This is a genomic window from Methylocella sp. CPCC 101449, from assembly GCF_031921685.1.
Classification (GTDB): Bacteria; Pseudomonadota; Alphaproteobacteria; order Rhizobiales; family Beijerinckiaceae; genus Terripilifer.
Window position 1 is genome coordinate 390951 of the sequence record NZ_JAPDHU010000004.1, and the last position, 21780, is coordinate 412730.

At 61.6% G+C, this 21780-nt stretch carries 25 protein-coding genes and 1 pseudogene; 15 read left to right on the top strand and 11 right to left on the bottom strand.

What is annotated here, in order from left to right:
• Positions 1 to 24 precede the first annotated feature (24 nt).
• Both OIM99_RS27905 and OIM99_RS26485 read left to right on the top strand, forming a co-directional pair.
• A pseudogene (locus tag OIM99_RS27905) lies at positions 25 to 189 on the top strand (TadE/TadG family type IV pilus assembly protein); the annotation flags it as partial.
• Positions 190 to 234: 45 nt separating this feature from the next.
• Entirely contained in the window at positions 235 to 1308 is a 1074-nt protein-coding gene (locus tag OIM99_RS26485) for a pilus assembly protein TadG (RefSeq protein WP_311853524.1), read from the top strand.
• A 3-nt stretch (positions 1309 to 1311) separates the two neighbouring features.
• Here OIM99_RS26485 and OIM99_RS26490 read toward each other — a convergent pair whose 3' ends face one another.
• Positions 1312 to 2454: a DUF2865 domain-containing protein gene (locus OIM99_RS26490; protein WP_311853525.1), complete on the bottom strand. Its 1143-nt coding sequence runs from the start codon at positions 2452 to 2454 to the stop codon at positions 1312 to 1314.
• Here OIM99_RS26490 and OIM99_RS26495 point away from each other — a divergent pair.
• Both OIM99_RS26495 and OIM99_RS26500 read left to right on the top strand, forming a co-directional pair.
• Positions 2444 to 2629, top strand: coding sequence for a hypothetical protein (locus tag OIM99_RS26495; RefSeq protein WP_311853526.1), 186 nt, complete (start codon positions 2444 to 2446; stop codon positions 2627 to 2629). The genes OIM99_RS26490 and OIM99_RS26495 overlap by 11 nt on opposite strands.
• Positions 2630 to 2707: 78 nt before the next feature.
• Entirely contained in the window at positions 2708 to 3238 is a 531-nt protein-coding gene (locus tag OIM99_RS26500) for a CreA family protein (RefSeq protein WP_311853527.1), read from the top strand.
• On the opposite strand, the gene OIM99_RS26505 is transcribed toward OIM99_RS26500, so the two are convergent.
• Positions 3235 to 3696, bottom strand: a complete 462-nt coding sequence (locus OIM99_RS26505; RefSeq protein ID WP_311853528.1) for a MarR family transcriptional regulator — start codon at positions 3694 to 3696, stop codon at positions 3235 to 3237. The genes OIM99_RS26500 and OIM99_RS26505 overlap by 4 nt on opposite strands.
• Before the next feature lie 69 nt (positions 3697 to 3765).
• Between OIM99_RS26505 and OIM99_RS26510 the strand changes: the two genes are divergently transcribed.
• The gene (locus OIM99_RS26510) at positions 3766 to 4257 is read left to right on the top strand and encodes an SgcJ/EcaC family oxidoreductase (protein ID WP_311853529.1); all 492 of its coding nucleotides are present in this window, start codon (positions 3766 to 3768) and stop codon (positions 4255 to 4257) included.
• Between the two features lie 8 nt (positions 4258 to 4265).
• Here OIM99_RS26510 and OIM99_RS26515 read toward each other — a convergent pair whose 3' ends face one another.
• Positions 4266 to 4595 (bottom strand): hypothetical protein, encoded by a 330-nt coding sequence (locus OIM99_RS26515; protein ID WP_311853530.1) that lies wholly within the window; start codon positions 4593 to 4595, stop codon positions 4266 to 4268.
• 266 nt (positions 4596 to 4861) lie between these two features.
• On the opposite strand from OIM99_RS26515, the gene cysS reads away from it, so the two are divergent.
• Genes cysS through cimA form a run of 3 tightly spaced genes read left to right on the top strand, consistent with a single transcriptional unit; the run spans position 4862 to position 8315 of the window.
• The gene (cysS, locus tag OIM99_RS26520; RefSeq protein ID WP_311853531.1) at positions 4862 to 6244 is read left to right on the top strand and encodes a cysteine--tRNA ligase; all 1383 of its coding nucleotides are present in this window, start codon (positions 4862 to 4864) and stop codon (positions 6242 to 6244) included.
• Positions 6241 to 6729, top strand: coding sequence for a GNAT family N-acetyltransferase (locus tag OIM99_RS26525; RefSeq protein ID WP_409371568.1), 489 nt, complete (start codon positions 6241 to 6243; stop codon positions 6727 to 6729). Before cysS ends, OIM99_RS26525 begins: the two co-directional genes overlap by 4 nt.
• Positions 6726 to 8315 (top strand): citramalate synthase, encoded by a 1590-nt coding sequence (gene cimA, locus OIM99_RS26530; RefSeq protein WP_311853533.1) that lies wholly within the window; start codon positions 6726 to 6728, stop codon positions 8313 to 8315. Before OIM99_RS26525 ends, cimA begins: the two co-directional genes overlap by 4 nt.
• 153 nt (positions 8316 to 8468) lie before the next feature.
• On the opposite strand, the gene arsB is transcribed toward cimA, so the two are convergent.
• From arsB to OIM99_RS26550, 4 genes are read right to left on the bottom strand one after another with little or no spacing between them, the layout of a single operon-like run.
• The gene (gene arsB / locus OIM99_RS26535; RefSeq protein ID WP_311853745.1) at positions 8469 to 9500 is read right to left on the bottom strand and encodes an ACR3 family arsenite efflux transporter; all 1032 of its coding nucleotides are present in this window, start codon (positions 9498 to 9500) and stop codon (positions 8469 to 8471) included.
• Between the two features lie 47 nt (positions 9501 to 9547).
• Complete coding sequence (arsC, locus tag OIM99_RS26540) at positions 9548 to 9994, bottom strand: arsenate reductase (glutaredoxin) (RefSeq protein ID WP_311853534.1); 447 nt, start codon at positions 9992 to 9994, stop codon at positions 9548 to 9550.
• The gene (locus OIM99_RS26545; RefSeq protein ID WP_311853535.1) at positions 9991 to 10518 is read right to left on the bottom strand and encodes an arsenate reductase ArsC; all 528 of its coding nucleotides are present in this window, start codon (positions 10516 to 10518) and stop codon (positions 9991 to 9993) included. The genes arsC and OIM99_RS26545 overlap by 4 nt, the downstream gene beginning before the upstream one ends.
• A complete protein-coding gene (locus tag OIM99_RS26550; protein WP_311853536.1) occupies positions 10511 to 10867 on the bottom strand; it encodes a metalloregulator ArsR/SmtB family transcription factor in 357 nt (118 codons plus the stop codon). Before OIM99_RS26550 ends, OIM99_RS26545 begins: the two co-directional genes overlap by 8 nt.
• A 67-nt stretch (positions 10868 to 10934) precedes the next feature.
• Between OIM99_RS26550 and OIM99_RS26555 the strand changes: the two genes are divergently transcribed.
• Positions 10935 to 11456 carry a DUF6428 family protein gene (locus OIM99_RS26555; protein ID WP_409371582.1) on the top strand — a complete coding sequence of 174 codons (522 nt, stop codon included), beginning with the start codon at positions 10935 to 10937 and terminating at the stop codon, positions 11454 to 11456.
• Positions 11457 to 11646: 190 nt separating this feature from the next.
• Here the strand turns inward: OIM99_RS26555 and OIM99_RS26560 are convergent, their stop codons facing one another.
• A complete protein-coding gene (locus OIM99_RS26560; protein WP_311853538.1) occupies positions 11647 to 12012 on the bottom strand; it encodes a hypothetical protein in 366 nt (121 codons plus the stop codon).
• A gap of 54 nt (positions 12013 to 12066) precedes the next feature.
• Complete coding sequence (locus OIM99_RS26565) at positions 12067 to 12669, bottom strand: TIGR00730 family Rossman fold protein (RefSeq protein WP_311853539.1); 603 nt, start codon at positions 12667 to 12669, stop codon at positions 12067 to 12069.
• Between the two features lie 168 nt (positions 12670 to 12837).
• Here OIM99_RS26565 and OIM99_RS26570 point away from each other — a divergent pair, with 168 nt between their 5' ends.
• Together OIM99_RS26570 and OIM99_RS26575 are read left to right on the top strand one after the other, a co-directional pair.
• The gene (locus tag OIM99_RS26570; protein WP_311853540.1) at positions 12838 to 14037 is read left to right on the top strand and encodes a LysM peptidoglycan-binding domain-containing protein; all 1200 of its coding nucleotides are present in this window, start codon (positions 12838 to 12840) and stop codon (positions 14035 to 14037) included.
• 131 nt (positions 14038 to 14168) lie between these two features.
• Positions 14169 to 16166: an ABC transporter ATP-binding protein/permease gene (locus OIM99_RS26575; RefSeq protein WP_311853541.1), complete on the top strand. Its 1998-nt coding sequence runs from the start codon at positions 14169 to 14171 to the stop codon at positions 16164 to 16166.
• Between the two features lie 6 nt (positions 16167 to 16172).
• On the opposite strand, the gene OIM99_RS26580 is transcribed toward OIM99_RS26575, so the two are convergent.
• Both OIM99_RS26580 and OIM99_RS26585 read right to left on the bottom strand, forming a co-directional pair.
• The gene (locus OIM99_RS26580; RefSeq protein ID WP_311853542.1) at positions 16173 to 17162 is read right to left on the bottom strand and encodes an ABC transporter substrate-binding protein; all 990 of its coding nucleotides are present in this window, start codon (positions 17160 to 17162) and stop codon (positions 16173 to 16175) included.
• 150 nt (positions 17163 to 17312) lie between these two features.
• A complete protein-coding gene (locus tag OIM99_RS26585) occupies positions 17313 to 18932 on the bottom strand; it encodes an NAD(P)/FAD-dependent oxidoreductase (RefSeq protein WP_311853543.1) in 1620 nt (539 codons plus the stop codon).
• A 269-nt stretch (positions 18933 to 19201) separates the two neighbouring features.
• Here OIM99_RS26585 and OIM99_RS26590 point away from each other — a divergent pair, with 269 nt between their 5' ends.
• From OIM99_RS26590 to OIM99_RS26605, 4 genes are all read left to right on the top strand, one after another.
• Positions 19202 to 19900, top strand: a complete 699-nt coding sequence (locus tag OIM99_RS26590) for a phosphatidylserine decarboxylase (RefSeq protein WP_311853544.1) — start codon at positions 19202 to 19204, stop codon at positions 19898 to 19900.
• A 10-nt stretch (positions 19901 to 19910) separates the two neighbouring features.
• Positions 19911 to 20732: a CDP-diacylglycerol--serine O-phosphatidyltransferase gene (pssA, locus tag OIM99_RS26595; protein ID WP_311853545.1), complete on the top strand. Its 822-nt coding sequence runs from the start codon at positions 19911 to 19913 to the stop codon at positions 20730 to 20732.
• Between the two features lie 145 nt (positions 20733 to 20877).
• Positions 20878 to 21096, top strand: coding sequence for a translation initiation factor IF-1 (infA, locus tag OIM99_RS26600; RefSeq protein ID WP_090702383.1), 219 nt, complete (start codon positions 20878 to 20880; stop codon positions 21094 to 21096).
• Positions 21097 to 21133: 37 nt separating this feature from the next.
• Positions 21134 to 21775 carry a Maf-like protein gene (locus OIM99_RS26605; RefSeq protein WP_311853546.1) on the top strand — a complete coding sequence of 214 codons (642 nt, stop codon included), beginning with the start codon at positions 21134 to 21136 and terminating at the stop codon, positions 21773 to 21775.
• The last annotated feature ends 5 nt before the right edge of the window (positions 21776 to 21780 follow it).

The following is a 21780-nucleotide window of genomic DNA, read 5'->3' on the forward strand; positions in this document are numbered from 1 at the left end:
GATCCATTGGGGCTGATCTCTACTATGGCGACTAAACATTTCCGAAATTTGTTGCGAGCCACCGATGGCAACGTCGCGGTCATGGTCGCTTTCGCGCTCCTGCCGATGCTGATCATGATCGGTGCGGCCGTCGATTACAGCCGCGATCTGCGCGTGCAGACGGCTTTGCAGGCCGCTGTTGATGCCGCCGCGCTCAACACCGCCCGCCAATCGCCCGGGCTGACGAGCGCTCAGATGCTGGCGATCGCGCAAAATTCCGTGGCGGCGGGTTTCAGCGTTTCTGGCGTGAGCGACCCGACCACGACGTTGACCTATACGCCGGTCGGAACCAAGAACGCGACCATCGAGGTGACGGCGAGAGTTTCCGTCCCGACCACGTTCATGAACTTGATCGGCGTCGCGACGAACGACGTGTCGGCAACGTCCACGTCGACCTGGGGCAGCACCCGGCTGCGCGTCGCGCTGGCGCTCGACAACACGGGCTCGATGGACGATCCCCCCAAAAAAAAGGGCGACCCCAAAAAAATTGAAGCGCTGAGAACGGCTACCAACAATCTGATTACCTCCTTGAAGAGCGCCGCTGGCAAGGATGGCGATGTCTACGTGTCGATCATCCCCTTCGCCAGGGTCGTCAATGTCGATAAAGCGAGTGTCGGTGCATCATGGATCACTTGGAATTATTGGCTTCCCAATGACGTCCTGAGGTGGTGCGGGACCACCTGCAGCCGAACCAACTGGGACGGCTCGGTCATGGACCGTGATAAAAATTCCAACCTCAGCAATATAACGCCAACCAGCAGTTCGACGCTTTTTCCAGCTACGCAGGCCTCTGATTCTCCGGTCAGCCTGATGGGTCTGACCTATGATTGGGCGAAGCTGAAAGCCAAGGTTGACTCGATGACGCCCAATGGCGCCACCAATCAAACCATCGGTATTGCTTGGGCGTGGCAGTCGCTCACCGAGGGGGCGCCGCTGAATGCGCCGGCGAAAGACGAGGCTTACAAATATACAGATGTCATCATCATCCTCAGCGACGGTCTCAATACCAGGGACCGTTGGGACGGCAATGGTCGCGATTATTCCCCAGAGGTCGATGCCAGGCAGAAACCCTTGTGCGACAACATCAAGAAGACCGGCGTTGTTATCTACAGCGTGCAGGTCAATACCAACAATGACCCCACCGCCGAGGCTTTGAAATATTGCGCCAGCGATGCCTCGAAATTCGTGATGCTCACCACGGCCGATCAGATCATCACGACTTTCCAGTCCATCGGCGCGTCATTGTCGCAACTGCGTCTGTCGAACTAAGGCCTACTGCGACGGGCCGATCACCCGCACGCGGCGGTTGCGGCCTTGCGCATCCTTGCTCTCCTGGCGCTGGCCGTCGGTGACGCCATAGACGCTGCCGCGCGTGGCGCGTCCGCCTTCGATACCGGCGCTGGCGGACCCCGCGGTCGGCACGGTTTCGCCGCTCGCCGCGTCCTGCTTTTCCGTTTCCTGAATGGCCGACAGGGTGGAAGCTGGCGGCTGTGTCTGCGGTTGCGGTGGGTTGCGCGGATTGGCTGAAGCCTGGGTGCCGCGCGGCGCGCGGGGGCGTGACAGTTCTTCGGATTTCTCCGGCGTGACGATCAGATCGTTGCGGCGCGAGCCGAGCAGTTTCTCGGCGCCGTCGAGCACTTCCGCCCAGGACTTGCCGGGCGGCTTGCACGAGCAGGTCGGATCATAGCTCTTCTTGAACTTGCCGGCATTGGGCAGGCTCGTGTAGCTCATGCCGGCGTTGTTGACGGCATCTTCGATATTGCCGCCATTGGTGAAGCGATAGACTTCCGTTTCGGCATTCGGGCACAGCGCTTTGCAGAGATCGGCGAAGCTGTCGAGATCGCGGCTGCCGGCACTATAGCTGACCGGGAAGAAACCGCCGTCGCAGGTGCGTACGCAGATCGCCGTCGAGCCGCCGCCGCGCGGGCGCTGTTCGTCGCCGCCCAGATCGTCGTCGGGCAGGGGATTGACCGGCAGCTGCTCATATTGCGGCCCGCCACCGAACAATTGTTCGAAGAAGGAGCGCGGCTGCTGCACGGCGACCTGATTATTGCGGCAATAGGTATTGTACTGCGCGATGAGCTGGGTGCGGCCACCGCTGGCCATCTGCACCTGCGCCTGCAGATTGGCGAGATTGGCCTGCATGGCGCCGATGCGCTGTTCCAGCGGCCCGCATTGCGCCGGCGGCGGCGAACCGAAGAAGAGAAACTGCCGGCGGTCGCAGCCGAGCGATTGCGCATAGGCCTGGGTGCGGGCGAGTTCGCCGCGCTGACGGTTTAGCGCGGTGAGATAGCGCCCGGCGCTGCCGCCTTGGCCCGTGCGGGCGATCTGCGCCTGCAAGGCGCTGCAATCGACCTGTGCCAGGGCGGGAGAGAGGGCAGGCGTCAGCCAGGAGAGAAGACAGATGGAGGCCACGCTGGCGATCCGCCGTGCGGCGCGCAGGCCCCGGGCGGGAGCCTTGATCGGCAAAGGGCTGGGTGTTGAGACTGGCATCAAGCGTTTGAAACTCGTCGGCCAAGATTCATCGGCTCTGGCCATTGATTCGGAAGCCGACCCATTTTGGGGGCGACGCGCGGCGAACTTTCGTTAACTTCTTGTTCCCTTGATGGCAATCGTTGTAGCGCCAAGCTCACACCCCATATGAGAAGCGCTCGCTTCGGAGGCTGAAATGTCACGATTGAAGGGATTTGCCAGATTTTGCGGGGCCTTGGCCGTCATGGTCGTGGCCGCCGGCAGCGCTGCTCAGGCGGCTGGTGAACCAGAATTGATCTTCCGCAAATCCACAGTCTTCAAATGGCTGACGCCCAACGACAAGCTGGCGACCTATGCGATCGACGACACGGTCGTCGACGGGGTGGCCTGCCATTACACTGTGCCTGAAAAGGGCGGCTTCAAAGGCATGTTCGGTGTCGCCGAGGAAGTGTCGGACATTTCGCTGGCCTGCCGCCAGTACGGCCCGATCAGTTTCAAGGCCAAATTCGAACAGGGCGACGTGGTGTTTTCGGAGCGCCGCTCGCTGATCTTCAAGAAGATGCAGATCGTGCGCGGCTGCGACCCCAAACGCAACGTCCTGGTCTATATGGTCTATTCGGACAAGCTGATCGACGGCAGCCCGAAGAACTCGACCTCCAGCGTGCCGATCATGCCGTGGGGCGCGAGCGGCGACATCCCGAAATGCGCTGATTTCCTGAAGGATTAAGCGCCTTTGTTGCGCAGTTCACGGACGAAGGCATCGATCATGACGGCGCCGCGGTGGGCGAAATCATTGATCGCCGCGCGCTCGGCGTCGCTGTAGCGCGTGGTGATCTCCGCCGTCTTCTGCGCCAGCCTGGCGAAAATCTGTTCCACCTCGGTCAGGCTTTCGGGCACCACCTCGATCATGGTTTTGCGCCGGTCGTGCGGATCGGCGACGCGGCGCACGAACCCCTTCTTTTCCAGCCGGTCGACGACGCCGGTGATGGCGCCGGTGGTCAGAGCGCTGTCCTCGGCCAGCCGGCCGGCGGTCATCGGGCCATGGGTCAGCACGAGATCCAGGCATTTATGATCGGTGATGTTCAGGCCGAGATGATCGGCAATCGCCTGATGCAGAAAAATCGTCCGCGCGCTCAGTTCGCGCCAGCCGTTCACGCCGTCCATCACACCCGGTTTCGTTGACATCGCCTCTGCTTTATCTTACAGGAAATATATCTTAGAATCTGAGAATTATACATCGTGAGTGAGGCTAACGTGACCGACACGGGAAAGCAAACCCAGACGGGCGGTGCCATCAGCCAAAGCGACGGCGTGGCAGCCGGGGATGCTACAGCCCTCGGCGATCTGATCGCGCAACTGACGAAGGCCTGGAATGCCGGCGACAGCGCGGCCTATGGCGCCGGCTTCACCGAAACCTGCGATTACGTCACTTTCAATGGCGATCGGTTGCGCGGGCGCGCGGCGGTGGCGCAGAGCCATCAGCTTCTGTTCGACACCCACCTCAAAGGCTCGCGGATCATCTTCGAGAGCGTCGATCTGAAGCCGGTCGATACCGCGACGATCCTCGTTCACGGCATCGGCAATAGCCGGCTGGCGGGACAAAAGACCTTTCCGCCGTCGCGCCGCTCCATCCAGACCCTGGTGGCGGTGCGCGAAGGGACGGACTGGCGGTTCGCGGCCTTCCACAACACGCGCATCTTCGCCATCACGCCATGGCGGGCGCTGCTGATGAAATTCGGACTTTAAGAAGAGACTCAGTCGCCGCAGGTGATGATCACCGAGCCACGCGGCGGCGCCGACATCTGGGCGACCGCGACCGAGCCGGTGACATCGTCGGCCGAACCATAGGCCGAGGCCTTGCCGAAGCCATGGCCTTCGCACCAGGCGTCGGCCACCACACGGCCGCAGGCCTGACGGCTGGCGACACACTCGCTGATGCCATAGCCATCCTCCGCCGCGATGACGAAGGAGCGGACGGGTTCTGCTCGGACCTGGCCGAAAGCGGCGGCCAACGCCAGGAAAGCGGCGGCCAACGGCATGATCACCGGCGGGACGGGGACTTCAAACGGGAACAGCTTACGCATGGGGGGCACCGGCGCGGTCGTCTTGGTGACCGAAAGATGGCGCCATCCTGTGAAAATTCGTTTAACCGCGGTTATAAATAGCCGGGCAATGCGCTTGACGCAGCGACGGCTCTCCATCATGGTGCCGGCCATGTCGCTCCGCAGCTTGTCGCTCCACAACTGCCTCTGCCGGATTATTATTAGCTAGCCCGCCCGCTGGCTGGAGCCGTCTTTTCGCGCATTGAAAACGACATCGCCCCCCGCCAGCAGGCCGGAGAGGGGAATCTATGTCCACTGTGCCGTCCTTGCGCCTTTACAATACGTTGACCCGGACGAAGGCGGACTTCCGCCCGATCGATCCGGCCCAGGTGCGCATGTATGTCTGCGGCCCCACGGTCTATGACTATGCCCATATCGGCAATGCCCGGCCGATCATCGTTTTCGACGTGCTCTACCGTCTGCTGCGCCACATCTACGGCGTCGGCCGCGTCAAATATGTCCGCAACATCACCGACGTCGACGACAAGATTAACGAGCGCGCCGCCGAGCGCGGCATTTCCATTCGCCAGTTGACCGAACAAACCAACGCCATCTTCCAGAGCGATGTGACGGCGCTCGGCGCCTTGCCGCCCGACGTACAGCCGCGCGCCACCGAACATATCGCCGAGATGATCACCATCATCGAGAAGCTGATCGCCGGCGGCCATGCCTATGTGGCCGACGGTCATGCGCTGTTCTCGGTGCCGTCCATGGCCGACTACGGCCGTCTGTCGCGCCGGCCGCTCGACGAAATGATCGCCGGTGCCCGCGTCGATGTCGCGCCCTATAAGAAGGGCGACATGGACTTCGTGCTGTGGAAGCCGTCGAAGGACGAAGAGCCCGGTTGGGAATCGCCCTGGGGCCGTGGCCGGCCGGGCTGGCATATCGAATGCTCGGCCATGTCGTGGAAACATCTCGGCGAAACGTTCGACATCCACGGCGGCGGCATCGATCTGGTGTTCCCGCACCATGAAAACGAGATCGCCCAGTCGCGCTGCGCCTTCGATCATCCGGTCATGGCCAATGTCTGGATGCACAACGGCTTCCTGCAGGTCGAAGGCGAGAAAATGTCGAAGAGCCTCGGCAATTTCGTCACCATCAACGAATTGCTGGAGACGGAAAATTTCGGCGGCCGCAAATGGCCGGGGCAGGTGTTGCGCCTGTCGATGTTGCGCACCCATTACCGCCAGCCGATCGACTGGACTGTGCGCAGCTTGAACGAAGCGGAAGCGACGCTCGACGATTGGGCCGCGCTGGCGAAGGGCGTGAAGCCGGGAACGCCGTCGGAAGCGTTCATCGAGGCACTGGCCGACGATCTCAACACGTCTCTGGCGCTGACCGAGCTGCATCGTCTGGCGCGTGCCGGCGAGGCAAACACGCTGGCGGCCAGCCTGCAAGTGCTCGGCATCGACCTTGAGGCCTATCAGCCGCGCACGCAGCATCTTGCGGCGGAACTCGACGAAGAGTTGATCGCCGCGCGCATCCGTGAACGCATCGAGGCACGCAAGAACAAGGAGTGGAAACGCTCAGACGAAATCCGCGACGAGCTTGTCGCCATGGGCTTGCAGCTCATGGACGGCAAGGATCCTGCGACCGGCGAAATGGTCACCACTTGGGAGATCAAACGATGAGCGCGCCCGCCCTTCGCCCGATCCTGCTGCCGCAGGATCTGCCGGCCTTGATCGATGTCTTCGTCGACAGCATCGAGGAGCTGACCCAGGACGATTACGACGAGGAACAGCGCACGGCCTGGATCGCCAGCGTCGAGAATGAACAGAAGTTTGGCGAAAACCTTGCCAATGGTCTCACCATTCTCGCCGAAGTGGATGGCGAGATCGCCGGCTTCGCCACCTTGCGGGGCGGCGTGCTCCATATGCTCTATGTCCATTCGGCCTTCGCCCGCCAGGGTGTCGCCAGCGCGCTGTGCGACGGGCTTGAGCGGCTGGCAGCGGCGCGCGGCGTCAAGGAATTGACCACAGACGCCAGCGACACGGCGCAACCTTTCTTCAAACAACGCGGCTACGAGCCGCGCCAGCGCAACAGCGTCGAGCGGGCCGGTGTCTGGCTCGCCAATACGACGATGGCCAAGCCGCTGGTGATGGAAACCACCCAATGACCCGCGAACGCCTTTATCTTTTCGACACCACTTTGCGCGATGGCGCGCAGACCACCGGTGTCGATTTCTCCATCGACGACAAGCGCCGCATCGCCGCGCTGCTCGACGATCTCGGCCTCGATTATGTCGAAGGCGGCTATCCCGGCGCCAATCCGCTCGACACCGAATTCTTCCGCAAGAAGGCGGTGAAGAAGGCGCGTTTCGCGGCCTTCGGCATGACCAAGCGGCCGGGCCGCTCCGCCTCCAACGATCCGGGCATTGCCGGCCTCATGGAGGCCGAGGCCGATGCGATCGTCTATGTCGCCAAGAGCTGGGATTTCCAGGTGCATGTCGCGCTCGGCATCACGCTTGAGGAAAATCTCGAAGGCATCAGCGATTCCATCGCCTATGCCGGGAAGAACGGCCGCGAAGCCATGCTCGATTGCGAGCACTTCTTCGATGGCTACAAGAACAATCCCACTTATGCGCTGCAATGCGCGCGCGCCGCTTATGAAGCCGGCGCCCGCTGGGTTGTGCTCTGCGACACCAATGGCGGCACCTTGCCCGATGAAGTCGAGCGGATCGTCGGCGAAGTGGCCCGCCACATCCCCGGCAGCCATTTGGGCATCCACACCCACAACGACACCGAGAATGCGGTGGCCAATTCCTTTGCCGCCATCCGCGCCGGGGCTCGGCAGATCCAGGGCACGCTGAATGGCCTGGGCGAGCGTTGCGGCAATGCCAATCTCGTTTCGATCATCCCGACGCTTCTCTTGAAGAGCGAGTTTGCCGATCGTTTTGAGATCGGCGTGACGCACGAGAAGTTGCGCGGCCTGACCAAGCTGAGCCACGCCTTCGACGAGCTGATCAACCGCGCGCCCAATCGCCATGCGCCCTATGTCGGCGCATCGGCTTTCGCGACCAAGGCGGGCATCCATGCCTCCGCCGTGCTGAAGGACCCCAAGACCTATGAACATGTCGAACCGGATGCGGTCGGCAATGTCCGTAAGGTTCTGGTCTCCGATCAGGCTGGCAAATCGAACGTGTTGGCGGAGCTCGAACGCCTCGGCATCACCGTCGCGAAGGACGATCCGCGCGTCATGCGCGTGTTGGAGGAGGTGAAGGAGAAAGAGGCGCAGGGCTATGCCTATGAAGGCGCCGATGCTTCTTTCGAATTGCTCGCCCGTCGCGTTTTGGGCCAGGCGCCCGATTATTTCGACGTCGAGCGTTTCAGCGTCAATGTCGAGCGCCGCCACAATGCGGTCGGCGAACTGGTCACCGTGTCGGAAGCCATCGTCAAGGTGCGTGTCGACGGCGACACCCTCATCTCCGCCGCCGAGGGCGCGGGACCGGTCAACGCGCTCGATCTCGCGCTGCGCAAGGATCTCGGCAAATACCAGCCCTATATCGAGGACCTCGAACTGCTTGACTATCGCGTGCGCGTCTTCCAGGGCGGCACCGATGCGGTGACTCGCGTGCTGATCGAATTCGGCGATAGCCAGGGCAACAGGTGGTCGACGGTCGGCGTGTCAGCCAACATCATCGACGCCTCGTTCCAGGCGCTGTTGGACTCGATCAACTACAAGCTGATGAAGGCTGAGGCTTGAGGGCTTGGCGCCAAAGCGCCGGCATCGAACCATGTGCCGCCGCCGTCCTTGCCGCCACCTCTGTGTCATCCCGGATCGCCTGCGCAGGTGTCCGGGATGACATCAAGGCTGTGGTCTCGTTTCAACTAGAGCCGTCTTTGCCTGGCCATCGCGTCACACGGCCGCGCCGCGTTCGTACCAGCCTCTTGATGCCTTCACGATCCGAACGACGGACAGCATCACCGGCACTTCGATCAGGACGCCGACGACGGTTGCGAGCGCTGCTCCCGATTGGAAGCCAAACAAGGCAATGGCCGTGGCCACCGCCAGTTCGAAGAAATTGCTCGCGCCAATGAGTGCAGACGGTCCGGCGACGCACCATTCGACGCCGAGGCGGCGATTGAGCCAATAGGCCAGTCCGGCGTTGAAATAAACCTGAATGAGAATTGGCACCGCCAGCATGGCGATGATCGCTGGCTGACGGGTGATCTGTTCGCCCTGCAAGCCAAACAGCAGAACGAGTGTCAGCAGCAGTGCGCCCAGAGACAACGGCGACAAGGTTTTCAGCGTCCGATCCAAGGCAGCTTGCCCGCCGCCATTGAGTAAACCCCGTCGCCAAAGCTGCGCCACGATTACCGGGAGGACGATGTAAAGCAGAACGGACAGGAGCAGCGTGCCCCACGGCACGACGATTGAGGAGAGGCCGAGCAGGAGGCCGACGATCGGTGCGAAAGCGACCACCATGATGGTGTCGTTCAGGGCCACTTGTCCGAGCGTGAAATGGGGTTCCCCGTCCACGAGATTCGACCACACAAACACCATGGCCGTGCAGGGTGCGGCGGCCAGCAGGATCAGTCCCGCCGTGTAGCTTTCGAGCTGATCGGCTGGGAGATAAGGCCGGAAAACATTGGCGATGAAGATCCACGCCAGCAGCGCCATCGAAAAGGGTTTGACCAGCCAGTTGATACCGACGGTCGTGGCAATGCCGCGCCAATGGGCGCCGACTTGACCAAGCGCGGCGAGGTCGATCTTCAGCAGCATGGGAATGACCATGAGCCAGACTAGAACCGCCACGGGCAGATTGACTTGTGCGATTTCCGTCGCGCCGATCACGTGGAAAACGTCGGGCATCATCCGGCCAAGAACGATGCCAACGACAATGCAGAGTGCCACCCACAACGTAAGAGAGCGCTCGAATAGGCCCATAGGAGAGGCTTTGGCAGATGAGGTTGTTGCGTCTGTCGCTGCTTGGGTCATGATTTTGCCTCATGCAGGACACGGCGGCCTTCTGCGTCGATGACCCACTCACCATCTTCTTTGGTGAAGGCAGCGAGTTGCGGGTTCGGCAGAAGATCAAGGACGGCTTCTGAGGGGCGGCAGAGCTTCACGCCCAGCGAAGAAACAACAATCGGGCGATTCATAAGAATGGGGTGCGCCTCGATGGCATCCAATAATGCATCATCTGTCAGTGTTGGGTCAGAGAGGCCAAGTTCTGCATAAGGCGTACCCTTCTCCCGTAGCGCGTCTCGAACGGATATGCCGGCGCGTTCCAACATTTGGATCAAAAGCGCCCGCGAAGGCGGCGTTTTCAGATACTCGATGACATGCGGTTCAATCCCGGCGTTGCGGATCATGGCCAGCGTATTGCGCGACGTGCCGCACTCGGGATTGTGATAAATCACGATATCGGTGGCGCTCATGCCACGTCCCAGCGCTTGTTCGTCGATCCCTCCAATTGGCCGATCTCGCGCAATTTCGTCCCGAGCGCCATGGCGTCGAGGCTCTTGATCGGCAGAACCATGAAAGCGGAAATCCGGTTTTTCATGAAGCGGAACGCGTCGTTGAACGCGCGCTGCTTCTCGATATCGGTGCCTTCGACGGCCGCAGGATCTTCGATGCCCCAATGGGCCGTCATAGGCTGGCCCGGCCAGAACGGACAGGTTTCTCCGGCCGCGCTGTCGCAGACGGTGAATACGAAATCCATGACTGGTGCATTGGGCTCGGCGAAAACATCCCAGCTTTTCGAGTAAAAACCGTCCGCCGGATAATCCCAATTTCGGAGAGTGGTCAGTGCAATCGGATTGACCTCGCCTTTCGGCTGGCTTCCGGCTGAAAAGGCATTGAAGCGACCCGCGCCATCCTTGCGCAGGATCGATTCCGCGAGGATCGAACGAGCAGAATTGCCGGTACAGAGAAACAGCACATTGTAGACGCGATCAAGCACGGGGAAGCTCCTTCACTTCGAGGCCGCAGCACGATTGGGTGGCTGCGGGTATGCAGATTTCAGGATGTCCGGCGCAGCAGTCGCGCATGAGGAAGGCGATCAGTCCCGACAGCGCGGAATAGTCAGCCGTGTATAAGATCGAGCGCGCTTCCCGCTTTGCGGTCGCCAGTCCGGCTTGGGTTAGTTCTTTCAGGTGAAACGATACGTTCGACGCTGAGACGCCTGCGGCTTCAGCAATGGCTCCGGCCGCCATGCCTTCCGGGCCAGCGGTAACCAGTAACCTCACAATGCGAAGGCGGGTTTCCTGAGAAAGAGCCGCGAAGGCCGCGAGGGCTTGACGTTCTTCCATAATTCAATAATCCTATATTCATATGATCATTGAAATAAGGATAGCAAAGATGATCGAGATTGACAAGATGGACGTTGCCTTACCGTCCCCCGCCGCCATCGATGACATCACGCTTGGCGATCTGCTCGCAGCCTGTGACGCGAGCCCGGACACACCCCTCGTCTTTTCCTACGATGGTCGCGCCATTCAGCGCGGCTATCATGTCACCGAAGTGAAAACGGGTCAGTTCGCTGCGCTGGATTGCGGCGGAAATCCCGAGGCGTGGTCGGAAATCTTCGTCCAGCTTTGGGATGTGATCGACGGCGACCGCACCCATATGACGGCGGGGAAGTTCGCCGCCATCATTCGTAAGGTGTCCAGGCATTTTGCGCTGGGCGCCAACGTGCGGCTCACCTTCGAGGTCAGCGATGGCGTTGCGCCGATGCAGCTTCACTGTGCTGCTGCACCGGTCTTCTCTGATGGCGTGCTGTCGGTGGCTCTGGCGCCGCGTGCTGCGAGTTGCAAGCCACGTGATCGCTGGTTGGAAGAACAGAAGCAAGCGTCCGCCAGCTGCTCTCCTTCCAATAGCAAGCAGCCCTGTTGCGGCTGATCACTCTCGTTTGGGGTGAGCATAATTCCGCCGCCCTCCCTTTGTATCTTTCAGCCTGATTTTGCCGCGATGAGCGCGGCAAGGAGAAGGGCTCTGGGACTGAGGGGAGGGGGTGTCACGCGATTCTGAGGAACAACCCCATGCAAGGGCGCTTTCCTCGCATTTCACGCCCTCGAATTCAGGCCATGCCTCACTCGACGAGGCGCAGCACCTTGTCTCGGCACAGGTTGCGGTCTTCCGCTTCCATCACGCTGTCGTCCTCGAACGTACCAGCGAGATCGAACGTGCAGCCCGAGCGCGGCGGCAGGGTGAAGGTGACGCGTTTGCCCGGCGCCAGGTTCTTCGCCACCACCCGTTCGGTTGCGGCAGCGCCTTCCTTGCCGACGAGTTTCAGTTCCACCAGCGCGGCGTCGCGCTTGTTCTCGACGGTGATGCGGCCTGGGCTCGAGGGACCACGCTTCGATTGCGCGAAGCCCGACGTCGCTGTCAGCGACAAAGTCACCGCGGCCGCAGCCACGACCATGGAACGCGTGAGGGTGTGACGGGTCAACGTCATGATGGCTGCTCCTCTCCTACATCGGCTCTCTGAATTTGAACGCACCATCGCCAACTAGAGGCGTGACGTCAAATCGGCGGATTCCATGCCGGCACGCTTGCCTTGTTCCTTCGCCGCACGAAGGATCGGCACCACGTCCTCGATTTTCTCGGCGACCTGATAGCGCACTTCAAGATCGCTGCGGATGAAGCCCTTGTAGCGCATGTGCGCGAACAGATCGAGCAACGGCCGCCAGAAGCCGCCGATATCGGCGAGCACGACAGGCTTGTTATGACGATCGAGCTGCACCCAGGTGAGCTGCTCGACGAGTTCCTCGAGCGTGCCGATGCCGCCGGGCAGAGCGACGAAGGCATCGGCCTTCTCGAACATCATGCGCTTGCGTGTATGCATGTCGGCGACGACGACGAGTTCCTGCGCTTCCTTGAAGCGCCGTTCGCGTACGTCGAGGAAGTCGGGAATGATGCCCGTGACGTGGCCGCCGGCTTCGAAGACCGAACGGGCGAGAATGCCCATCAGCCCATGGCTGCCGCCGCCATACACGAGACCCATGCCAGCATTCACCAGTTCGGTGGCGAGCTTGCGGGCTGCATCTGCGAAAATCGGATCGGTTCCAGGAGAGGAACCACAGTAAACACAAACATTGCGAATTTCAGTCATGGCACAGCTTTGACGTGCGCTTGTGGCAGGGTCAAGGCACGGTTCCGGCAAGCTTGGCCGCGCGAATCGCCATCATTGGCCTTTCAATGCCATAATGGTTAAATCACCTGAATAATCAGGCGATGTCGGCCAGGTGGCGCGAGGCAAATGGAACGCGGGATGTTGGGTGTGTCGAATAGGGTTGTCTACGTGGTTGCCGTGCTGGTGGCGCTGATCGCGGCTGTCTTCATCAGCTGGAACCTGTGGCGCAACTGGTCCATATCCGCGCCGACCACGCAAAGCCAAGCGCCGGCTGCGGCGCAGTCCCAGGCTAAGCTTGATCCTGTCAAACCCGATTCTGCCAAACCTGAAGCGGAAATCAGCAAGCCGGCGACGAGCAGCCAGAAACCGCAATTCGACGTGGTGCGCGTCGAGCCCTCGGGTGAAACGGTGGTTGCCGGCCGCGCGGCGCCCAACGCCAAGATCACTCTCTTCTCCGCGGGCAAACCGGTTGGCGAGGTTACGGCCAACAGCGAAGGCCAGTTCGTGATTCTGCCACCGGCGCTGCCGCCGGGCGATCATCTCCTGTCGCTCCAGGCCGATGCGGTGATCTCCGATCAGACCGTGGCCATTGCCGTGCCGAAACCGGGCGGGCGCGACGTGGTGGTCGCCTTGGCGGAGCCGGACAAGCCGACGCGCATTCTCTCGGATGCCACCAAGTCCGCCGATGCCAAACCTGCTGATGCAAAGCCTGCCGACGTTAAGCCCGCAGCCGCGCCGGCAAGTACCCCGCCAGCCAGCCCTCCCGTCGCGATTCGCGCGGTCGAGGCGCAGGAAGGCGGTGGCTTCTTCCTTTCCGGTCTGGCGACGGCCGGCGCTCGGATCCGGCTTTATCTGAATGGCGCTCTCATCGCATCGGCCCAGGCCGGGCCCGATGGCCGTTGGTCGGTGCGCGTTGAAAAGGGCATGTCGTCGGGCAAATATGCGGTTCGCGCCGATGTTCTGGGCCAGGATGGCGGTGTGGTGGCGCGCGCCGAAGTGCCGTTCGACTATCCCGCTGCCGGCACGATGGCCGCTACGTCGGGCAAGCGGGAAGGGGCATCTACGGCCTCCGAATCCGCCGCGCAACGGCAAGCCGAGGCGGTCACGCCGGCAACGACGGCCGCCGGGCCGGAGAAGCGCACCGATGCCGCGCCCCAGTCCACCGTCGTGCCGGAACTGCGCACCGCCCGGGTCGAGCGCGGCGACAGCCTGTGGCGGATCAGCCGGAGCATGCTCGGCCATGGCGTGCGCTACACCCAGATTTACGACGCCAATACTGACCAAATCCGCGATCCGGACCTGATTTACCCAGGCCAGGTTCTCGTCGTGCCCAATCCAACGCCCTGATTGAAAGCCAATTTTTGAAATGGGCGTTGGAACCCGTGCCTTTTGGCGTGGAAGCGCCTATATGAGAATCATAACAATCAAACCGTGACCTTGCCCGCCGCCCTTGGCCGCCGGCTGTACAGACTGAACCGATGACCCCTCCAGCCAATCCGCCGCCGCGCACCAATGCGCGCCGCGAGGCAACGCTTGCTGAAACCGTCCGGCATCTCTGGCCCTATGTCTGGCCGACGGACCGGCTCGACCTGAAAATGCGCGTCCTCGGCGCGATGGTTCTGCTGCTCGCGGCGAAAGTGGTCACGATTCTCGTGCCCTATTCGTTCAAATGGGCGACGGATGCTCTGGCTCATCCGGGCAGCGCCAACGTACCTCTGCCGGCCATTCTCGCCGGGCCGATCGTCATCTGCATCATCTACGGTCTGCTGCGCATTTTCATGCAGCTCTTCACCCAGGCGCGCGATGCGCTGTTTGCCGCCGTCGCCATGCATGCGGTGCGCCGTCTGGCCAACGAGGTCTTCGTCCATCTGCACGACCTGTCGCTGCGCTTCCATCTCGAACGCAAGACCGGCGGCCTGACGCGCATTCTCGAGCGCGGCCGCGAGGCGATCCAGCAGATCGTGCGCATGAGCATGCTGACGGGCGTGCCGACAGTCGTCGAATTCGCGCTCATCCTGGGCGTGTTCTACTTCGCCTTCGATTGGCGCTACATGCTGACGATCAGCATCATGATCGTCGTCTATCTCTGGTTCACGCAGGTCGCTACCGACTGGCGCATTTCGATCCGCCGCGACATGAACGAGAGCGATACCGACGCCAATGTGAAGGCGATCGACTCGCTGCTCAACTACGAGACCGTGAAATATTTCAGCGCCGAGAAGCGCGAGGCCGCGCGCTACGACAAGTCGATGGCGCGTTACGAGAAGAACAGCATTTCGAGCTATGTTTCACTTGCCGTGCTGAACTCGGGCCAGGGCATCATCTTCGCCGCCGCGCTGTCGATCGTGATGATCCTATGCGTCATCGGCATCCGCAACGGCACCAATACGATCGGCGATTTCGTTCTTCTGAACGGGCTGATGATCCAGCTCTACCAGCCGCTCAATTTCATGGGCATGGTCTATCGCGAGATCAAACAGGCGACCATCGACATCGAGCAGATGTTCGACGTGCTGGGGCAGAAGCCGGAGGTCAAGGACAGGCCGGATGCTCAGCCCCTCAAGATCGCTCAGGGCACGGTGACGTTCGAAAAAGTCCAATTCGCTTATGACCCGGCGCGACCGATCCTCAAGGGCATTTCGTTCGAGGTGCCGGCCGGCAAGACCGTTGCTGTCGTCGGGCCGTCAGGCGCCGGCAAGTCGACGCTGTCACGGCTGCTGTTCCGTTTCTATGAACCGCAGAGCGGCCGCATCTTGATCGACGGCCAGAACATCGCCGACATCAACCAGGAGTCTCTGCGTGAGAAGATCGGCATGGTGCCGCAGGATACGGTGCTGTTCAACGAAACCATCGCCTACAACATCCGCTATGGCCGCTGGGATGCGACGCAGGACGAGGTTGAGGCGGCCGCCAAACTGGCGCAGATCGACGAGTTCATTCGCACCGTTCCCGGCGGCTACAAGGCTCAGGTCGGCGAGCGCGGCTTGAAGCTTTCAGGCGGCGAGAAGCAACGCGTCGCCATTGCCCGCACCATCCTCAAGGCACCACCGATTCTGATGCTGGATGAGGCGACCTCGGCGCTCGATTCCTTCACCGAGCGGGAAATCCAAGGGGCGCTGGAACGGGTGGTCAAGGATCGCACCACCTTGGTGATCGCTCACCGCCTGTCGACCATCGTGAACGCCGACGAAATTCTCGTGCTGGATAGCGGCGAGATCGTCGAACGTGGCCGGCATGAGGATTTGCTGGCCCTGGGCGGCGTCTATAGCGCCATGTGGAACCGTCAGCGTGAGGTCGATGAGGCGCAAGAGACCCTGCGTCGCGCCGAAGCCGCCGAAGGCAAATCCAATCACGTGGCGATCAGCGGCGATCTCACCGAACTCATTCAGGAGACCGCTGCCGTGGTCAACAGCGACGAATTGAGCGATGACGAGAAGGCGGTGCGGCGCAGCGCGGCGAATGAGAGCGCTAAATAAGCGCGCTCATTCGCCCTTGGCCTGCAGCAGTTTCAAAGCCCGCACGGCGGTCTCTTCGTCGACCAGTTTCTCGACCGGGATTTTCGTCTTCAGATAGCCGCGGCGGATGTAGAAATCTTGCTGGTCGAGCAGGGAGGCGACGACCACCTTGCCGTTCGGATTGACGTCCGACCAGGACGTGTCGGCGAAAATGGCGCGGTTCTTGATCGGCGCATATTTCAGAAAATAGTCGATGACCTCGTCACGGTTGGGACCGTTCTCGACTGCCTGCTGGAAATAGCGCGCGCCCTTGATATAGGCGGCGGTGAAACGGTCGAGCAGGCCGCGGTTCTTGGCGGCCCAATCGGTGTTGTAGATGAGGCCCGCGACCTCCATCTCCGGTTTGACGATATGATCGAGGCGCACCAGCATGGTAGCGCCATCGCGCATGGCGCCGCCATCGAAGGGCGGGATCAGCACGGCGGCGTCGATGGCGCCATTGGCCATGGCGGTCAGCGTCTGCGGCATGGCGAGCGGCTTGGTATCGACATCGTCGAGCGTCAGCCCCACCGTCTCCAAGGCCTTGCCCAGTTCATATTCCGAGAAGCCACCGGCGGCCGTGGTGGCGATGCGCAGGCCTTTCAGATCGGCGACGGTCTTGACCTTCGCGTCCAGGCCCTTGCGCAGGATGATCTTGTGATGCGAGCGGATTTGCGCCCGGCTGAGGAAATAGCGTAGCGGCATGCCCTGGGCGAGCGCGTTGAAATAGGACACGCTGACGCCGCCGCCCATGATCGGAATATCGCCACGCACCACCATCGGCGTCATGTCCGAAGCGGTGCGGAACGAGGTCAGTTCCACCTCGATGTTCTGCTCTTTGAAATAGCCCTTCTCGATGGCGCAGATGATCGGCCCGTCGCTGGTGTTAGGCACGGTGCCGACGACGATCTTGTCCGCCGCCTGGGCATTCCAGGCGAGAGCAGAGGCAAAGAGAGCGGAGAGAACGAACCGACGCATATGTTTCCTTCCTGAAAGCTATTGCATGGCACGAAGGAGCATGCGCGAACGATCGCGAATGGTGCATTCCTCCAGCCCAGCGGCATCTGGCGGCCGCTTGTTGAAGCTGACTATAGAACGCGGCGCTGGAACGTCCAGTGGGTTTGAGGCTCACGCCTCCTGCATCGCCCCAAGCGCCTCGTGCGCGTCCCAAGGCTTCCACCACAATTTCGCGCCGATGTCGCGGGCGATGAGGCCGGCGCTGATGTAGCCGGCACCGCCGGAGATGGCACCGCCTGGATGCGCCGCCGATCCACTCATATAGAGATTGGGAATAGGTGTGCGATAGCCGAAATGATTGAACATCACCTGTTCGGCGTTGAAGGCGCCCATGAAGATATCGCCACCGCGCATATTGATCATCTCCTGCGCATATTCCTTGGCGGTGTAGACATATTTGCCGAGAATCTTCTTGCCACTGACATTGGGCGCATAGCGAGCGAAGGTCTCGATGATCTTCTCGGAGAACTCTTCCTTGAAATCGTCCCAGCTTTGCGTGCCGATGTCGGGATCGAGCGGCATCACGTGCCAGGCATAGGTGGTGTGTTTGCCCGACGGCGCTTGGGTCGGATCGAGCAGGCTCATCGGCCCGGAGCCGAACTGGATGACCTTGGGAGCTTTGTTGGCGCGCACGTCGGTGAAGGCGGAAAACAAATCCTCCATCGTTTCCGCGCCCAGGCTCCATTTAAGCGCCCGATTGACGTTAGGGTCGAACTGCGCGGCGGTGAAATTTGGCGACTCCTCTAGTGCCAGATGGACGCCGAAGAGCGTCCAGCCAGTATATTGGAAGTCATCGAGTTTTCGCGTGAAAGCCTGCGGCAGTTGCGTACGCCCGATGAGTTTCTCGAAGGTCTGATGCACGTCAAGCGTCGAAGAAACGAACTGGCGCGCCCGCACGGTGCGCCCATCGGTCAGCGCGATGCCGGTGGCGCGTCCGCCTTCCACGACGATCCTGTCGATGGCAACTTGCGGCTGGAAACGTCCGCCGGCGGCGATGAAGGTTTCCATCAGACCGCGTGCCAGATTGAAAGAACCGCCCTGACACAATTGATAGCCGCTTTGCAGATCGAAAGCCCGGATGATCGAGCCCATCGGGCTCGTCTTCGACATCGTGTCGACGAGCCAGGTGCCGAACAGCGAGACCTTGAACAGGAAAAGCAGTTTGACGTGGTCGTTTTCGAACAATTCGTTGACCACATCGAGCGGCTGGCGCTGCGTCATCACCAGGAAGTCGCGTCCTCCAGCGGTGCGGGCCAGCAGCCGCTCGCGCTCGGCCTGCGGCAGCGGTTCGCTGTAGCGCTCGGGCAGAAAGATATCGCGGGTGATCTGTTCGGCCTTGCGGTTCCACTCGCGAAAGGTGCGCGCATCCTTCTGCGAAAAGCGGGCGACATTGGCGAGGGTTTCTTCGAGATCGCGGCCGAAGACCAAGGCCGATCCATCGAGATGCGGCTGGCCGAATTCATAACGCGGCGTGATGTAGGTGACGCGCTCGGCGAGGCCGAGATCCTTGAACCAGGGCGTCTCGCTGATGTGGAAATGATTGATCGAATGCAGGTTGTGATAGAAGCCGGGCAGGGTCGCTTCCTTGGTGCACAGGCCGCCGCCATAATCGAGCCGTCGATCGACGAGGAGAATGTCGAGTCCGGCTTTCGCCAGATAGCTGCCGAGCACCAGTCCGTGGTGGCCGGCGCCGATGATGATGCCGTCATAGGTTCGCTCGAGCGCGGTCATGGATCGCCTCCTCCCTCAACCGGCTCCGGTGCCGGTCGCCCTGTTGCAGGCCGTCTTTGCGTGCCGCCCGTTAACGAGTGCGACCGTGTGCCGACTGTAGGTTTGCGCGCCCGATCGCGTCCAGCGGCGCGATGCCCAGGGTCTTGATTCAGGTCAAAACCGGGGATTTACCCCTGAATCCCTCCTTGGCCGTGACTTTAACCCGTTTCGGTGGCAAAAGACCGGCTCCACTCGCCCGCGCGGGGGCAAGATAGGACAAAGGCAGATTCATGAGCATTTTGGACAGTGTACGCCGGCAGGTCACCCCCATTCACCCGGAGGGCTATCTGTTCATCGCCGGCTTCGCGATCGCGTCCCTGATTCTCTATTGGCTCTGGTCGCCGCTGGGCTGGATCGGCTTGGTGCTGACGCTCTGGTGCATCTATTTCTTTCGCGATCCGGTGCGTGTCACGCCGATCGATGAGACGCTGGTGATTTCGCCCGCCGATGGCGTCGTTTGTTCAGTCGGCTCCTTCGTGCCGCCGCCGGAATTGGGTCTCGGCGAACGGCCGATGAAGCGCGTCTCGGTCTTCATGTCGGTGTTCGATTGCCACGTGAACCGTTCGCCGGTGTCCGGCCGCATCCAACGCATCGCCTATAAGCCCGGCTTGTTCGTCAATGCCGATCTCGACAAGGCGAGCGAGGACAACGAGCGCAACGGCTTCGTCATCGAAACGCCGGCCGGGATTTTCGGCGTGGTGCAGATTGCCGGCCTGATCGCGCGGCGCATCGTCAGCTTCAGCAAGGAGGGCGACAGCGTGCAGCCGGGCGAGCGCATCGGCCTCATCCGCTTCGGCTCGCGTGTCGACGTCTATATGCCCGACACCGCGACTCCAACGGTCGATATCGGTTCCAAGACGGTGGCCGGCGAAACCGTCATCGCGGATCTCGCGGCGCGCACGCCCCGCCGCGTCTTCCGTTCCGCTTGAGGTTGCCGTGATGGACGATCCGTTGGCCACACCGGAGCAAACGCAGACAGGACAGCGGCGGCGCTTCTCGCGCATTCCGCTGCGCTATGTGCTGCCCAATCTGGTGACCTTGCTTGGCCTCTGTCTCGGCCTGACGGCGATTCGCTTCGCCATCGAGGCGCGCTTCGATCTCGCCGTCTATGCCATTGCCGGCGCGGCGGTGCTTGACGGCCTCGACGGCCGCCTGGCGCGGGCGCTGAATTCCACCTCGCGCTTCGGCGCCGAGCTCGATTCTCTGGCCGACTTCATCGATTTCGGCGTCGCCCCGGCGATGATTCTCTATATGTGGGCGCTCAACGACATCAAATCCGCCGGCTGGTTCGCGGCCATGGTCTATGCGGTGGCCTGCGCCCTGCGCCTGGCCCGCTTCAACGTGGCGATCGATGATCCCAACAAGCCGAAATGGGCCGCCCGTTTCTTCATCGGTATGCCTTCGCCCGCCGGTGCCATCGTCGTGCTGCTGCCGGTCTATCTCACCCATTCCCTGTTCGGCCTGGCCAGCGGCAAGGCGATGGTGGTGATCCTCATCATTTACACTCTGCTGATCGCTTTCCTGATGGTCAGCCGCATTCCGCACCTGTCCGGCAAGGAAATGGGCCGGGTGCCGCGCGAATATTTCATCGTGGTGCTGTTTGGCGTCGTGGTCGCCATTCTGTTCCTCTACAGCTTCCCGATGGAGGTTTTGGCGGGGCTGAGCGTCCTCTATCTGGCCCATATCCCCTTCGCTTACCGGCGATATCGGGCCTTGCAGCGTGCCGATATCGAGGCCGCGGCGGTGGAGAACTCCCCCTGATCCTTGCGAAAACGGGATTTTGTCACAATTTCATGCATGACCATGCCGCCGCTGTTCACAAAACGGCAGCGTTGCAGTAATTTCCGCGCAATTTTCCGCAGCCGTCGGTTGCGGTCGGCCGTCTGGCCGAGATTGGACGAGGTTTATGGCGAAAGAAGAACTACTTGAATTTCCGGGGTTCGTGACCGAACTCCTGCCGAACGCGACGTTTCGCGTGAAGCTTGAGAACGACCACGAAATCATCGCCCATACGGCAGGCAAGATGCGCAAGAATCGCATCCGCGTGCTGACGGGTGACAAGGTGCTGGTTGAAATGACGCCCTATGATCTGACCAAGGGCCGTATCACCTACCGGTTCAAATAAGCCCGATGGGGGGCGCCGCCCGCAGGGAGGCCCGCGGATGACCGGGCACGAAACGGCCGGTTGGCGGCCGAAACTGGTGCTCGCCTCCAGCTCGCCACGCCGCTTGGCGCTGCTGCAGCAGATCGGCATCGAGCCTGACGCGCTCATTCCCGCCGATCTCGACGAGACCCCGAAACGCAGCGAATTGCCCCGCACTCTGGCGACCCGGCTCGCCAGCGAAAAGGCGCAGTCCGCATCGAAGATCGCCGGCGCCCGCGATGGCTATGCCGATTGCTTCGTGCTGGCCGCCGATACGGTGGTGGCCGTGGGGCGGCGCATTCTGCCGAAATGCGAACTGGCCGAGGAAGCGGGCGCCTGCCTGCGGCTGCTGTCAGGGCGCACCCACCGGGTCTGGACCAGCATTAGCCTGATCACGCCGAAGGGTGCGGAACGGCGGCGGCTGGTGGAAACCCGCGTTCGCTTCAAGCGGCTGTCGGCCCAGGAGATGGAGGCCTATCTCGCCTCCGGCGAATGGCGCGGCAAGGCCGGCGGCTATGCCATTCAGGGCCTAGCGGGGGTGTTCCCGGTCAAGATCGTCGGCTCCTATTCGGCGGTCGTCGGCCTGCCGCTCGCCGAAACCATGGCCCTGCTGGCGGGCGAGGGCTATCCTGCCCATATGTTCTGGCTGAACCGCATCTGATTTTC